This is a genomic window from Actinoplanes sp. NPDC049802 (assembly GCF_040656595.1).
Lineage (GTDB): Bacteria > Actinomycetota > Actinomycetes > Mycobacteriales > Micromonosporaceae > Actinoplanes.
The window spans coordinates 1-12,892 of record NZ_JBFAMR010000130.1; the positions used below are offsets into that span (position 1 = coordinate 1).

Genomic DNA, 12,892 nt, shown 5'->3' on the forward strand with positions numbered 1-12,892 from the left:
CGAGCAGGTCTGGATCAACCGGCCCGACCAGGAAACCCAGCCCCAACCGCAAGCCGCTTAACTCCCGTTGGCCTCAATCCCTTGACACGTTCCGAGGCGCGACGGTACAACGAGCGGCGAACCTGTCACCCTATGTACTTGCCAGTGTTTGCTCACGGAGGCCCTTCTACATGCAACGCACGGCTGCGCAACACGTAGATCTAATAGGGAAATACCTCCAGACCCCGGTGCCGGACCAGTGCCGGTTCAGGCGGTCGACCGCCGCACCGCGGTCGAGACCGTAGCGGGCCACCATCGCGTCCACGACCGCACCGCAGAAGGCCAGCGCCTCCTCGTCGCCGGCGCAGCCGAACGGCCCGTGCGGCCGCAACACCGACACGTGCACCAGGAACTCGGGCGGCGGAACATATCCTGAGGCCCATCGCGCAGGCTGCCGCTGCCGAATCCGGTCACCCACCTCCGCCGCGCCGAGGCGGTACTCGGCCAGCAGCCGGTCGAGATCCTCCCGGGCCCCGACCGCCACATAGTCGGCGAGATCCTCGTCCATCGCCCCATTCTCCGCGGGATCCCGGCCGTCATCGGGGCGGGGGCTCATGCGATCGCCGCGTCCTCGGCCGCGTAGTCGAACCATCCCGCCGGATCCGTGGCCGGCGGATGCGAGACCAGCCACCGGATCTCCGCCGTGAGGTCGCCCTCCGGCACGTGGCCGAGTGCCGCCGCCGCGCTGGTGTCCAGGACGATCCCGGGCAGTCGATGGAACGGGTGCCGGCCCAGCGGCGACGACTCCGCGAGCAGCACCTCCCGCCAGGAATGGCCGAGCTCGGCCGCGACGATCCGGGCGATGGTGAGGCCGTCGGCCGCGATCGGGTCGGCGACGTTGAGCACCCGACGCCCCGGCCGGTCGGCGACCCGGGCGATGAGAGCCGCGATGTCGGTGGCCGCCGTCGGATGGTCGACGCCCCGCCCCCGTCCGGCGAGCAGTACGACCGGCCGCCGGTCGAGCGCCCGCTTCACGAACCACCAGGTCCGTGCCGGGACGGCGCCCTCACCATGCACCTTGGAGGCCCGCAGCACCGTGACCGGCGCGCCACTGTCGAGCAGCACCTGTTCGGCGGCGACCTTGTTGGGCCCGTACCCCTCCGGCGAGTCGTAGAGCATGTCGCCCGGCGGCAGGGTCGGCTGATCCTCCCGAACCGGCCCGGTGAACCGTGGCGGCACCGCCGAGTTCACATGGTTGCCGTACTCGTCGACGTAGACGGCCTTGCTGGAGATCATCACCGCGGATCGGGCGCCGCGCATCAGCGGCAACGACTGGCGCGCGTGCTCGGCCGTGTAGCAGGCGCAGTCGACGACCAGCTCGTGGTCGCCGGACGGCCAGACGTCGCGGGTGCTGCGGAAGAAGACGCCGGACAGGTCGGCGGGGGCACGGCGAGGGTCGCGGCCGGTGACGGTGACCCGCCAGCCGTCACGGATCAGGCGACGGGCGACGGCCCGGCCGATCAGACCGGTGCCGCCGATGACGAGAGCTCTGCGCATCGCCTAGTTTTAGTCGATGACCGATCACGTCGTGCCGCACTGGGGTGCCTCAGGCCTGATCATCATCGACATGCAGGCCGATTTCGCGTCGATCGGCGGCACCGTCGAGGTGGCGCCCCGGGTGGACGAGCTGGCGTCCGCGTTCCGGCGGGCGGGCCGGCCGATCGTGCACATCGTCCGGCTGTACCCGCCGGGCTCGCCCGACATCGATCTGCCGCGGCGCGGGGTGACGACGATCGCGGCGCCGGGCACGCCGGGCGCCGGGCTGCTCGCCGGACCCGCCGCGCCTGTCGAACTGGACGCCGGCCTGCTGTTGAGCGGCCGCCCGCAGGAGGTCGGCGACGGCGAGATCGTGCTGTTCAAGCCGCGGTGGGGCGCCTTCTACCGCACCGATCTGGAGCGGTGGCTGCGCTCGCGTGGCGTGGACACGGTCGTGGTGTGCGGCTGCAATCTGCCGAACTGCCCGCGGGCGACCCTGTTCGAGGCGAGCGAGCGTGACTTCCGCACCGTGCTGGCCACCGACGCCGTGTCGCAGACCAGCCCGGAACGTCTCGCCGACCTGGCCGGGATCGGCGTCACGCTCAGCACCACCGCGGAGGTCATCGGCAGTCTGAGCGCGGCCTGAGCGGGGGATCCATGGCCCTGGTGGCCGGATTCGTGTCGGTGGTGGGATTCAGGTGAAGGGTGCGCTGCGCTGGTGACATAGTCACCCCCATGATCGACAGTCGTCTGCTGGAGCGGGGCGTCACGGCGCTGCCCTCCCGGATCGGGCCGGGCGAGCGGGTGCTCGCCGCGGTGGGCCGGTGGAACGATCTCACCGCGGCGATCGTCCTCTACCGCGATCCGGGCGACGGCGACCTCCTCGACGACGTCTACCTGTACCGGGACGCCCCGCACTCGTCGTCGGGCAGCGGCCTGCCGGAGTGGGTGCTCGACCGCCCGGCCGGGCCGCTCCCGGACTGGCGCGGCCGCCATCTGGTGTCGCTGGGCGCCCAGCTGGCGGGGGTGGACGGCCGCTGGGTGGCCGAGCTGACCGTGATGGCCACCCGGGCGGTCACCACCGTCGAGGTCCGTTACGGCGGCGCGGCGATCACCGTCGCGGTGCCGGAGTCCGGCCTGGTCTCCTTGCCCGGGCTGGTCCGGTCGCCGGACGACACCGCCGAGTTCCGCGGTTTCGGCCCGGACGGCGGCCTGCTGTCGACGGTCCACTACCGGCCGTTGACCGAATCGGATCGGGCGGCGGGGTGGCCGTCACCGGATCTGTGGAAGCCGTGACCGCAGCTCGACAGTGATCTGATGGCGCCGATGGTCGGAGCCCGCGTGCCACGGCTGGGAGGAGCCATGCCGATCACCGCACGTTGCTGATCATTTTCTGCAGCACCCGCAGGGTGGTCACGTAGTCGGCGTCGTCGACGCCCTCGTGGATCCGGGCGCGGATCGCGGGAGCGTGGCTCTTCATCTCGAGCCGGGCCGCCTCGCCCTCCGGGGTGATCGACCAGCGGCCGTCGCCGTCACGGGTGAGGTGGCCGCGTTCCCGCAGCGTCCCGGCGTCGGCGGCCAGGTCGTCCTCGGGCCGCAGGTACTCGCTCATCGCCTGCTCCAGCTCGTCGACGGTGCGGCCCCGCCCGTCCGGCAACAGGTCGTTCTCGGACAGGTGGCGCAGCAGCCAGAACTGCGGCTGGGTGAATCCGGCGGCGGCCTGCTGGGCGCGGGTGAAGGAGATGATCGCCTCGTAGGCGATCCGGGTCCAGTAGGCGGCGGGCTGTCCGGCGAGTTCGGCGTCGGTCTGCGTCATGCCACGGACCGTAGAACTTGAACCTTCCTTGAGGTCAACGGTCGGGCATGATCTTCCCATGGACCTCCCGCTGCATGATCCGGTGTTCTGGGCCCGGTACACGTTCGCCTACGACGACGAGGACCGCATCGGCGACCTGGCCGACCGGTTCGACGACGATGCCGGCCTCGATGACGACGAGGACATCGAGGGTGTCGAGGTGGTCTTCGAGGTCGGCGGCGGCTGCGGTCTGGTGCTCGACGTCGCCCTCGAACTCGACCGCTACGAGCTGGGCCTGATCGTGCCGGGGCTCACCGAGCCCGCCGAGCTGGGCTGGGACGACATGGCGCAGTGGCATCCGCACGCACTGCGCTGGTCCGAGCTCGACCTGATCTGCCGGGCCGTCGACCCGGAACCGGGCCCCGCGCTGGCGTTGCTGTGCCGGTTCGCCGCGCTCTACGACGGCGACGACGGGGACGCGGCCGCGGCGGCGGTCGACGCCGCCTACGCGTCGCTGCGCCCGGCCGGCTGGACCGGTTACTGGCCGTCGGCCGCCGACTGGCTGGAACGCAACGACCTGCGCGGGCAGGCGGTCACCTGGTACACCGACGGGCAGGGGCGGCACTGGGCCAGGCAGCAGGACTGGCGTCAGGAGAAGGACTTCTACAGCATCCGGCAGGGGCCGGACAAGTTCCCGCACGACGAACTGCGGACGCTGCTGGACGCGGCGCGCCGATGATCCGGGCCGTCATCGTCGACGTCGACGACACCCTGTGCATGACCGAGGCCGCGTCGTTCGTACTGGAGAACGAGGTCCTCGCGGCCATGGGCCGCCCGCCGATGTCCCGGGAGCTGCACCTGGCCACCTGGGGTGACCCGCTGCTGGAGGCCATGCCGCGGCGCTCCCCCGGCATCGACCTGCAGGAGTTCGGCCCGCTGTTCCAGACCGCCATGGAACGGCATGTCGCCGACGGCCTGCTCGACGTCATCCCGCCGGAGAACCTGGACGCCCTCGACGCGCTGATCGAGTCGGACCGGTCGGTTCTGCTGCTCACCTCGCGCGCCGAGTCGGAGATCCGGCACATGCTGGAGCCCGGTCACGCCATCGCCGGCCGGGTGTCCGGCGCCTACCATCGCGGCAACACCCGGTACGGCAAACCCGACCCGCGCGCCTTCGACGAACTGCTCGCGCACACCGGGTTGTCACCGGCGCAGTGTGTCTACGTCGGTGACTCGCCCGGTGACGCGGTGGCGGCCGGCGGGGCGGGGCTGGCGTTCATCGCGTGCCTGCAGAGCGGGGTGCGCCGGCTCGAGGACTTCGACAGCCGGCACGTCACCGCGTCGATCGGCGCCTTCCCCGAGGTGGTGCCGGTGGTGGAGCGGCTCAGCCGAACTCGAGGCTGACCCGGTGGCCGCTCGACGGCCAGGCGGGCACGCTCAGCCGGGTCCGGCCCGCGCCGCGTTCCTGCGCCGTCACCTCGACGGTCCCGCGGGCGGAGGCCGGGATGAACAGGTCGACGCCGGAGATGAACGTCTGCGCGATGAACTCCGGCAGCGGCGCGGTCAGGTCGGTGACGCCGTCGCTGCCGTCGTCGAAGGCGAAGATGCCGATCACCCGCCGGTTGTGCGGGGCCGTTGCCGGGTTGAGGATGTCCTGCCCGTTGATCCACAGGTGGTCGCCCTCGCCGCCCCACCACTCCTTCTGGCGCTGGATCGTCAGCGCGGTGTGCCGGTCGCTGGTGTCGACCAGGGCGCCGAGACCCTCGCCGGGGCGGCTCGTGAGCAGCCGGACGAACGAGTCCGAACGGCGGAACGGCTCGAAGTAGAAGTGGTGCGTGGACTGGCCGTCGCGGAGCAGGGCGAACTCGTACCGGGTGTGCGGGTCCAGCGGGACCGGACCGAACGCTCCCCCGGCGCCGACAGCGGCGCGGGCGGCCGGGCGGTCTCCGAGGCGGCGGCCGGTGGCCGGATGCACGCGGTAGATCTCCAGACGCGCCTCGGTGACCCCGGCGTTGCTCGGGAACAGCACGGCCCGGCCGGACACGTGTGCCACCCGCGTGGGGCACACCTCGGTGGTACGGGGATCGCCGCCGCGCAGGAAACGGTGGATCGCCGTGAACGACTCGGCCGACGACACCGTCTGGGTGTGCGACTGGTCCGGGAAGTGGACGTTGGTGGCGCCGGCGACCGTACGGGCCGGGTCGCCCTCACCCCAGATCGCCAGGGTCGGCACACCGCCGGGCAGGGCGGCGGCGGGACGGCCGTCCAGGTTGACGTAGTGGGCCACGCGGGCCGCCCGGGCCGGGGAGCTGTTCAGGTAGCCCTGGGTGACGAAGGTGCCCAGCGAGTGGGCCAGCAGGTCCACCCGGTCGGCGCCGCTCGCGGCGAGCAGGCGGTCGATGCGGGCGTCGAGTCCGGCGTACACCTCGGCCAGGATGGCGACGATGTTCGGGGAGTCGTATTCGTGCGCCTCGATGATCTGCGCCGGATAGCCGTTGGAGGCCAGTCGTTTGGCCTGTACCCGGAACTGCATCGCGGACCCGGCGCTGCCGTGGACGAAGATGGCCGGCCGGGGTGCGGCGGCATGCGCGGGTGTGGACGTCCCGGCGGCGAGCGCGACTCCGGCGGGCAGCGCCAGCAGCGTACGGCGAGTAATCCTCATCGACTCTCCCGATAGACGGCGGTGATTATTGCACTGTGCGTGCGATTATTGCCGCCGCCGATCGGTCACGCCAGAGCCGGAGCCCCGGAATCACAGCTCACCGTCATCGTCACCACCTCGTTGCCATGCTTGAACGTCACCGACGGAGCGGGCGACGGCCCCGGATCCGTGGACCGCACCTTGTACGAGCCGGACGCGTCCCAGGACAGGATCTCCGCCGACCCGACGGAGTGGCAGACCGCCACCACCGACCCGCCCGCCGATGAGAGAGTGCGCCGCACCGGCTCCGGCTCCGCCGTCGTGGCCGTCACCGTCGGCGCCGCGGTCGCCGTCGTCGTGGCCGTGGGCCGCGGTGCGGGCGCCGTCGTCGAGGTGGTCCCGACCGCCGGCGCCGGGGCCGACGTCGCGGCGCCCGGTGTGGCCTGCCGGGTAGCGGCGGTTCGCATTCCGGTCGCGGCCGTCCGCGGCGCACCACTGCCCGCCGGGACGGCGCCTCCCGCGGACGGTACGGCGGCGGACTCCACGGCCACCACGCCGCCGGCCCCGCCGTCGTCGTCGTCCCGGAGGAACAGCCAGCCGGCGGCGCCCGCGGTCAGCAGCAGCGCGGCCGCCGCCGCCCAGCGCACCGCCGGCACCCGGCCGCCGTCCGCCCGCACCTCCGCCGGGGCCCCGCCACCCGCCACGGCCGCCGCGCTCGGCACCGCCGCCACGCTCACGGGACCGGACACGGACACGCCGTCCGGACGGATCGGCTCGACCGGCCGGTCGACGGGCATCACCCGCAGCCCGGCACTCTCCCGCAGGACCACGGCGACCTCCTCGGCGGTGGGCCGGCGCTCCGGGTCCTTGGCCAGGCAGCGGTTGCAGAGCTCGACGACCCGGTCCGGCACCCCGTCCAGCGGCGGCAACGGCAACGGCGGCACGTAAAGGTGCGCTTCCAGCATCTGCCGGGTGTTCTCGCTGTTCCACGGCGACCGGCCGGACAGCATGCGGTAGAGGACGACGCCGAGCGCGTAGACGTCCGACGCGGGCACCACCGCGTCCCCGACCAGCCGCTCCGGCGCCAGATAGGCGGGAGTCCCGAGAACCTCGTCCAGGATCCCGGCCTCGCCGCCGTCCGCCGGGCGTCTCGATCCGGGCGGCTCGGGCCACCGGGTGCGCGCGGCCGCCGCGATCCCGAAATCGACCACCTTCGCCCCGGTCGGAGCCAGGATCACGTTGCCCGGTTTGATGTCCCGGTGCACCAGGCCCTCCGCGTGCGCCGCCGCCAGCGCCGCCGCGATCTCCGCGCCGACCCGCATGGCGAACCCCGGCACCACCGGCCCCGCGGCCAGCCGCCGCAACAGCGTCCCGCCGGTGACGAGCTCCATCACCACGTACGGCAGCACCTGCCCGTCGATCTCCACCGTGCCGAAGTCGTGCACCTGGGCGATGTTCGGATGCGACAGCGCTCCCGCCGCCCGGGCCTCGAGCCGGATCCGCTCCCGTGACCGCTCGTCCCTGGCCTGCCCCGGTGTCACCATCTTCACCGCGACCGACCGCGCCAGCACCGAGTCGTGCGCCTGCCAGACCACCGCCATGCCACCGGCGCCGATCGGCGCCAGCAGCCGGTAACGCCCACCCAGCACCAGACCCGCATGTGCTCCGCTTCCCGACGCACCGCCCGGTTCGTTCATTCCCGGCATCCTGCCGTGATCCGCGCCGGCTCGCATCCCTTGTGGAGCCGATCTCGTGCCGTCCGGCCGGGACGGCCCCACCCGGCCGCCGATCCCGCGCCGTACGGCCCACCCGGCCGCCATGCCGAGCCCGCACCGTACGGTCGAAACGGCCCACCCGAGACCCGGCCTGGTCAACTCATGCTCACCGGTTCGGGGTCGGAGGAGGGCAGCGCTGGTCGCCGGGCAGCGCGCCGCCTGTCCACGAAGGCCTGGACGACGGTGAAGGCGGTGCCGAGCGCGATCCCGAACAGCGCCGCCAGCAGAGGCGAGTCAGCGAACCGGGCGCCACCCAGCCGGCCGAGCCCGATCGTGTACGCCGCCCAGGCCAGCCCCGCCAGGCCGGTGAACAGGCAGAACCGCCCCGGCGGCAAAGACACCTGCCCGGAGGTCACCGTGGTGGCGGTCCGGCCGCCCGGCAGGAACCGGCCGATCAGGATGGCCGCCGCACCGTGACGCAGCAGGGCCCGCTCCGCTCTGTCCCGCGCCGCCGCCAGCCGCCGCCCCCGGAAACGGCCGCCCGTCTTACGGCCGAGCAGATAGGCGACCCGGTCCCCGGTCATCCCACCGGCCACGACCGCCACCACCAGCCCCGAGACGTCGGGCGAGCCGCTCGCCGACAGCGCGCCCAGACCGATCACCGCGGCCTCGGACGGCACGATCGGCAGGAAACCGTCGACCGCCACCGCCGCGAAAACGATCAGGTAGAGCCATGGCGAGCAGATCAGCGGCATGAGGTGCTCCGCCATCGTTCCCCCTCCGCCGGTCTGTCGCCATCGACCGTACGAACCCGGGAGTCCCGTTGACCATGGTGCGCACCCTCCTCTCCGGGGTAGGGCTATCACTACCGCGATAGGGGCATACTGCGCTGATGGCACAGAACAAGACCCTGGAGTTCGTCGAACGGGATCTGCGCGAGGCGCGGTTCCACCGGTCGACGCTGGCCGGCGCGGTGATGCGCGGCGTCGACGTGCGCGGCCTCGACATCGACGCGCCGTGGCTCACGGACGGCCCGCTGTTCGTCAACGGCGTCGACGTGGCCCCGCTGGTCGAGACCGAGCTGAACCGCCGGTTCCCCGGCCGTGACCTGCGAGAGTCCGGCGACCCCGACGGCCTGCGCCGGGCGTGGACGGCGGTGGAGGCGGCGTGGGAGGCCGCCGTCGACCGGGTGGCGTCCATGCCGGACGGCACCGCGGACCTCACCGTCGACGGCGAGTGGTCCTTCGCCCAGACGATGCGTCATCTCGCGTTCGCCACCGACGCCTGGCTGGGCAAGGCGATCCTGCGCCTGCCTCAGCCGTTCCATCCGTACGGCCAGCCGCACGTCGAGTACGAGTCGGACGGCTACGACATGTCGATCTTCGCGAAGGAGCCTCCGGCGTACGCCGAGACGCTCGCCTTCCGCGCCGAACGCCAGGCCATGGTCCGCGACTTCCTGGCCACCGCCACGCCGGAACTGCTCGCCGAGCCCCGCATCGTGCCGTGGGCCACCGACCACGAGGAGCCGGTGCTGCACTGCCTGCACGTCATCCTCGGCGAGGAGTGGGAACACCTCCGCTTCGCCCTGCGCGACCTGGACCGCGCGTAGCCCGGGCTCCACCCTGCCCCGGTGCCCGGAACGGGCCGGCTCTTCACCCGCGACGGATGAGGCCCGGACGGCGCCGGGCGGCCGACCATTGGCGCATGCGATTCATCGAAACCTCCGTGGAAGCCCTCGGCTTCAGCCGTGGGGAGGAAACGGATTCCTTGCGGAGCCAGGACAGGAAAAGCTAGTTCGCGGCCAAGGCGTATCCGGTGCCCCCGTGGGGGCGCAAGTGAAACGGGTGTGCTAAATTTCGAGGCGTCCGGCCGGTGGGAACCAAACCGGTTGGAATGAATGTGTGGTGTCGAAGTTTTGCCACGGCGGAGCGTAACCGTGCCAGTGCTGACGACGTGAGACATGCGGCTCGACTCCCTTCGGGTGGGCCGGTCGGATGCGGTCTGAGCTGGGAAATCCCCCGGATTTTCCGTGGGGATGGCGTTAAGGCGAACTCCCGTCCGGCGGACGTGTCACGGCGAGCCAACTCGCCGAATTCTTCGACGGCGAAGAGGGCGGTGACCACAGTATGCCGATGCCGAACCGGCGGGTGGCGGCGCCGGGCGGCCTCACCCGCCGCGGTGGTGCCGCTTCACGAAGGTGTAGCCCGGCTCCAGCGTGAAACCGTCGATCTCCTCGGTCTCCATGGCCTGCTGATGCAGGTTGAGCTGCTTCTTCGACGCGTGGGCACCCGGTGGCAGCCGCCGCACGAACCCGTGCACCCAGTGTGCCCGGTGCTCCCCGCCCGCCCCGTCGCCGTGCTCGCCGGGCTCCCCCGGCAGCGGCGCCGGCTCCACCAGCGGCGCGTAGAACAGCAGGTCCAGCGTCTCCTCGCCGTCCACGGCCGGATAGTTGAGCTCGCCGTCCGGCCCGGTGCTGCCGGTCACCCGGGTGACATAGCCCTCGCGCAGCAACTGCTCCACCGCGTTGCGCAGCAGGAACAGGCCCTTCCGGCCCCGGCCCAGCCCGCAGTGCGCCGGCAGGCCGGCCTCGGCGAAGACCGCGCTGCCGTCCTCGAACACCCGGCCCAGCCGCCGCACCGCGTTGAGCACCTGACCGCGATTGGACATGCCCGGGTCGAACTCGCGGGTGATCACGCGAGGGTCGTACTCATGGAAGTAGTCGACGCCGTCCACCCGCACCGGTTCGTCCAGCACGACGGTCCGCAGGTGCACCCGCCCCTCCCGGACCGAGACCGTGACCAGCACCCCGGCCCGCAGATCGGCCGGCCACGCGACCTCGGTGAGCCGCCACCCCGGATCTTGCACGACCGCCGACTCGAACACCGCCCGGGAAGCCGTCATCCCCAGCACCCGGTGATCGAGCACCACGGTGACCGTCTCCGGCAGCGCCGCGGCGACGTCGTCGGGCAGCGGGCACACGGACTGGTCCAGATCCACCCGCGCCAGGGGGAACCTGCGCGTCCTCACGCAGCAAAGATACCTCCCGGCACGTCGCACCTCCCGGGTACAAAGCCCGCCGCCCGGACCTTGCCGGCCGTGGCCGATGTTGTACGGCCGGCCGTCGGCGCTCTCTCGGGCGTCCCGAGGCGGCCCCCACGGCCGGCCGGAGGATTCCGGTACGACCCGCGCGCCGCCGGCCGGACCCGGGCCGGAAAAGCAGTGGCCGTCTCCCGCCCGTGTGGACCAGGATGCGCTCGTGGATGCCTTCCTGGACACCGAGCGCCTGACCTTACGCCAGTTCACCGCCGACGACGCGGACCTGCTGACCGAACTGGACAGTGATCCGGCGGTCATGCGTTACCTGACCGGCGAGCCGACCCCACCGGAGCACTACCGCGAGCGCGGCCTGCGAAACATCCTCGCCTGCTACGAGCGGTGGGGCGGCGATTTCGGGCTCTTCGCGGCCCAGGACAAGGACCACGGCGCCTTCGTCGGCTGGTTCCTCCTGTGCCCCGAGCAGGAGGGCCCGCTGGACGAGGTCGAACTCGGCTACCGGCTGCGCCAGGCGGAGTGGGGCAGAGGTTACGCGACCGAAGGTTCGAAGGCCCTGCTGGCGAAGGCGTTCACGGAACTCGGCGTGCGCCGGGTCTGGGCGGACACGATGTCGTTGAACGACCGTTCCCGGAAAGTGATGGAAAAGGTCGGGATGACGATGACGGGCACCCTCGACACGCCTCCCGACATGCGGAAGGCCGAGGGGGCGGAGTACGGGGGCGTGCGCTACGAGATCACCGAGCAGCAGTGGGAGAGGCTTCAGTGATCGCGGCGACGAGGACGATCCCGCTCCGGCGCCGCGACAGTGCCGGAGGGCGTCCCGCGCATCACGGAGAAGGCGACCCTGCACGAGTCCTGACCGACGGTGTCACCGGCCTGGGCCCACGCTGAGCGCAGGCGCGGGCTCGGCCCCGGTGCTCGGCTGCTCGGGCTCGCCGGACAGTTCCGGCGGCAGGAGGGCCTCGTTCGGCCCGCCGACGAAGGGCGCCAGCGTCTGTGGGGTGAGGGCTCGCAGGGTGACGCCGTCGTCGAAGCCGCGGTGGTCGCAGCCGGAGTAGCGGACGGCGATCTCGGACCGTCCGGCCGTCGAGTCGACGATCAGCACGATCGTGTCGTCGCCGTAGGAGACCTCGGGCAGGCACTGATCCGGGTGGTCGGGGCCGCCGCCGGCCGGGGCCGCGGCGATGGCCTCGACGGCGCGGGCGGCGGCGCCCCCGTTCAGGCGCAGGCTGCCCTCCAGGATGTTCGGGGAGCCGATCATGTATTTGCAGGCCGTGACGGCGGTGACGCCGCGCAGCGAGGTGACGTCGGCCGGCTTCGCGGGGCGTGCCGCCGGGTCTTCGCTGATCCGGTGACGGGCCGGGCAGCCGTTGTGGTCGATGCGCGCCTGGTGGATGGTGGCGGCGATCCGTTCCCGCCATGTCGGCGGCGCCTGTACCACGACCTCGACTCCGGCGAGGCGAACCGTCCTGCGGTCGTCGTGTTCCTCGGTTCCGTCCGGCGTCCCGGGGTCGGCGGGCTGGAACGCCACCACCCAGCCGGTGTTCTTCATGAGCCGCTCACCGTCCCCGCAGGCGATCAGCGGGACGGCGCCGGAGGGCCGGGCCACCGCCGGCGGTTTCTCCCGGCCGTCGAAGATGCAGAAGGCGTCGACCCGCAGGCCGCGGTCCGCCCACTGCCAGTCGGCGGGGACACCCACCTGGACGCCACCGTAGGACTCCCACCGCCAGCCGTCCGGCAGCGCCCCGGCCGGGACGGGCGCGGGCGGCTCCGCGGACGAGGCGGGTTCCGCGGACGAGGCGTCCGGAGCGGCCCCGCAACCGGCCAGCAGCGCGGATCCGAGCAACACGGCGAGGGTTCGAACGACACGCATGACAGCCCCGTCTCTTGATCTTGCCGACTGGGATGAGACGCGGCAGCCCTCGCCATGGTTCCCCGGTGACAGCGGTTCGTTCGGCATCCGGTACCCGGCGATGTCACCGGGATGCTCCTCCCGGGGCCGTCGATCGCCGTCCGGACATGGGCGATCGCCTCGGCCGTCGGCGCGCGGCGCCGGGTGGACCGTGTCGAGTGCGGATACCGGTCGAGCGGCTGATCTGTGACGAGCTGCGCGAGCACCACACCTGGGACGCCTACAACGCGGCCATGTACGCGATGAACGCTCAACCCCAC

Annotated in this window: 14 protein-coding genes; 6 read left to right on the forward strand and 8 right to left on the reverse strand. The window is 72.3% G+C overall.

Annotated elements, in window-relative coordinates:
- Window positions 1-166: 166 nt before the first annotated feature.
- Window positions 167-547 (reverse strand): hypothetical protein, encoded by a 381-nt coding sequence (locus tag AB0I88_RS39790; protein ID WP_361037224.1) that lies wholly within the window; start codon window positions 545-547, stop codon window positions 167-169.
- 44 nt (window positions 548-591) lie between these two features.
- On the reverse strand, window positions 592-1,536 hold the full coding sequence (locus AB0I88_RS39795) for an NAD-dependent epimerase/dehydratase family protein (protein WP_361037226.1): 945 nt from the start codon (window positions 1,534-1,536) through the stop codon (window positions 592-594).
- Between the two features lie 16 nt (window positions 1,537-1,552).
- On the opposite strand from AB0I88_RS39795, the gene AB0I88_RS39800 reads away from it, so the two are divergent.
- Together AB0I88_RS39800 and AB0I88_RS39805 are read left to right on the forward strand one after the other, a co-directional pair.
- A complete protein-coding gene (locus tag AB0I88_RS39800) occupies window positions 1,553-2,161 on the forward strand; it encodes an isochorismatase family cysteine hydrolase (protein ID WP_361037228.1) in 609 nt (202 codons plus the stop codon).
- 89 nt (window positions 2,162-2,250) lie between these two features.
- Window positions 2,251-2,811, forward strand: a complete 561-nt coding sequence (locus AB0I88_RS39805) for a hypothetical protein (protein WP_361037230.1) — start codon at window positions 2,251-2,253, stop codon at window positions 2,809-2,811.
- Between the two features lie 73 nt (window positions 2,812-2,884).
- On the opposite strand, the gene AB0I88_RS39810 is transcribed toward AB0I88_RS39805, so the two are convergent.
- Entirely contained in the window at window positions 2,885-3,331 is a 447-nt protein-coding gene (locus tag AB0I88_RS39810) for a MarR family transcriptional regulator (protein ID WP_361037232.1), read from the reverse strand.
- Between the two features lie 58 nt (window positions 3,332-3,389).
- On the opposite strand from AB0I88_RS39810, the gene AB0I88_RS39815 reads away from it, so the two are divergent.
- Window positions 3,390-4,049, forward strand: coding sequence for a hypothetical protein (locus AB0I88_RS39815; RefSeq protein WP_361037234.1), 660 nt, complete (start codon window positions 3,390-3,392; stop codon window positions 4,047-4,049).
- Window positions 4,046-4,714 (forward strand): HAD hydrolase-like protein, encoded by a 669-nt coding sequence (locus AB0I88_RS39820; protein WP_361037236.1) that lies wholly within the window; start codon window positions 4,046-4,048, stop codon window positions 4,712-4,714. Before AB0I88_RS39815 ends, AB0I88_RS39820 begins: the two co-directional genes overlap by 4 nt.
- On the opposite strand, the gene AB0I88_RS39825 is transcribed toward AB0I88_RS39820, so the two are convergent.
- From AB0I88_RS39825 to AB0I88_RS39835, 3 genes are all read right to left on the reverse strand, one after another.
- The gene (locus AB0I88_RS39825) at window positions 4,695-5,972 is read right to left on the reverse strand and encodes an alpha/beta hydrolase (RefSeq protein ID WP_361037238.1); all 1,278 of its coding nucleotides are present in this window, start codon (window positions 5,970-5,972) and stop codon (window positions 4,695-4,697) included. The two genes, AB0I88_RS39820 and AB0I88_RS39825, sit on opposite strands and share 20 nt — an antisense overlap.
- Window positions 5,973-6,037: 65 nt before the next feature.
- Window positions 6,038-7,648, reverse strand: coding sequence for a serine/threonine-protein kinase (locus AB0I88_RS39830; RefSeq protein WP_361037239.1), 1,611 nt, complete (start codon window positions 7,646-7,648; stop codon window positions 6,038-6,040).
- A gap of 173 nt (window positions 7,649-7,821) precedes the next feature.
- Entirely contained in the window at window positions 7,822-8,436 is a 615-nt protein-coding gene (locus AB0I88_RS39835; protein WP_361037241.1) for a VTT domain-containing protein, read from the reverse strand.
- Between the two features lie 122 nt (window positions 8,437-8,558).
- On the opposite strand from AB0I88_RS39835, the gene AB0I88_RS39840 reads away from it, so the two are divergent.
- Window positions 8,559-9,275, forward strand: coding sequence for a DinB family protein (locus tag AB0I88_RS39840; protein WP_361037243.1), 717 nt, complete (start codon window positions 8,559-8,561; stop codon window positions 9,273-9,275).
- Between the two features lie 557 nt (window positions 9,276-9,832).
- Here the strand turns inward: AB0I88_RS39840 and AB0I88_RS39845 are convergent.
- Window positions 9,833-10,693 (reverse strand): hypothetical protein, encoded by an 861-nt coding sequence (locus tag AB0I88_RS39845; RefSeq protein ID WP_361037245.1) that lies wholly within the window; start codon window positions 10,691-10,693, stop codon window positions 9,833-9,835.
- A 229-nt stretch (window positions 10,694-10,922) separates the two neighbouring features.
- Between AB0I88_RS39845 and AB0I88_RS39850 the strand changes: the two genes are divergently transcribed.
- Entirely contained in the window at window positions 10,923-11,486 is a 564-nt protein-coding gene (locus tag AB0I88_RS39850) for a GNAT family N-acetyltransferase (protein WP_361037247.1), read from the forward strand.
- A gap of 102 nt (window positions 11,487-11,588) precedes the next feature.
- Here AB0I88_RS39850 and AB0I88_RS39855 read toward each other — a convergent pair whose 3' ends face one another.
- A complete protein-coding gene (locus AB0I88_RS39855; protein ID WP_361037249.1) occupies window positions 11,589-12,593 on the reverse strand; it encodes a hypothetical protein in 1,005 nt (334 codons plus the stop codon).
- Window positions 12,594-12,892 lie beyond the last annotated feature (299 nt).

Bases quoted from the DNA above. Each gene is read 5' to 3' on its own strand.
- AB0I88_RS39790 (WP_361037224.1), bottom strand. From the start codon at position 547: ATGGACGAGGATCTCGCCGACTATGTGGCGGTCGGGGCCCGGGAGGAT.
- AB0I88_RS39795 (WP_361037226.1), bottom strand. From the start codon at position 1,536: ATGCGCAGAGCTCTCGTCATCGGCGGCACCGGTCTGATCGGCCGGGCC.
- AB0I88_RS39800 (WP_361037228.1), top strand. From the start codon at position 1,553: ATGACCGATCACGTCGTGCCGCACTGGGGTGCCTCAGGCCTGATCATC.
- AB0I88_RS39805 (WP_361037230.1), top strand. From the start codon at position 2,251: ATGATCGACAGTCGTCTGCTGGAGCGGGGCGTCACGGCGCTGCCCTCC.
- AB0I88_RS39810 (WP_361037232.1), bottom strand. From the start codon at position 3,331: ATGACGCAGACCGACGCCGAACTCGCCGGACAGCCCGCCGCCTACTGG.
- AB0I88_RS39815 (WP_361037234.1), top strand. From the start codon at position 3,390: ATGGACCTCCCGCTGCATGATCCGGTGTTCTGGGCCCGGTACACGTTC.
- AB0I88_RS39820 (WP_361037236.1), top strand. From the start codon at position 4,046: ATGATCCGGGCCGTCATCGTCGACGTCGACGACACCCTGTGCATGACC.
- AB0I88_RS39825 (WP_361037238.1), bottom strand. From the start codon at position 5,972: ATGAGGATTACTCGCCGTACGCTGCTGGCGCTGCCCGCCGGAGTCGCG.
- AB0I88_RS39830 (WP_361037239.1), bottom strand. From the start codon at position 7,648: ATGAACGAACCGGGCGGTGCGTCGGGAAGCGGAGCACATGCGGGTCTG.
- AB0I88_RS39835 (WP_361037241.1), bottom strand. From the start codon at position 8,436: ATGGCGGAGCACCTCATGCCGCTGATCTGCTCGCCATGGCTCTACCTG.
- AB0I88_RS39840 (WP_361037243.1), top strand. From the start codon at position 8,559: ATGGCACAGAACAAGACCCTGGAGTTCGTCGAACGGGATCTGCGCGAG.
- AB0I88_RS39855 (WP_361037249.1), bottom strand. From the start codon at position 12,593: ATGCGTGTCGTTCGAACCCTCGCCGTGTTGCTCGGATCCGCGCTGCTG.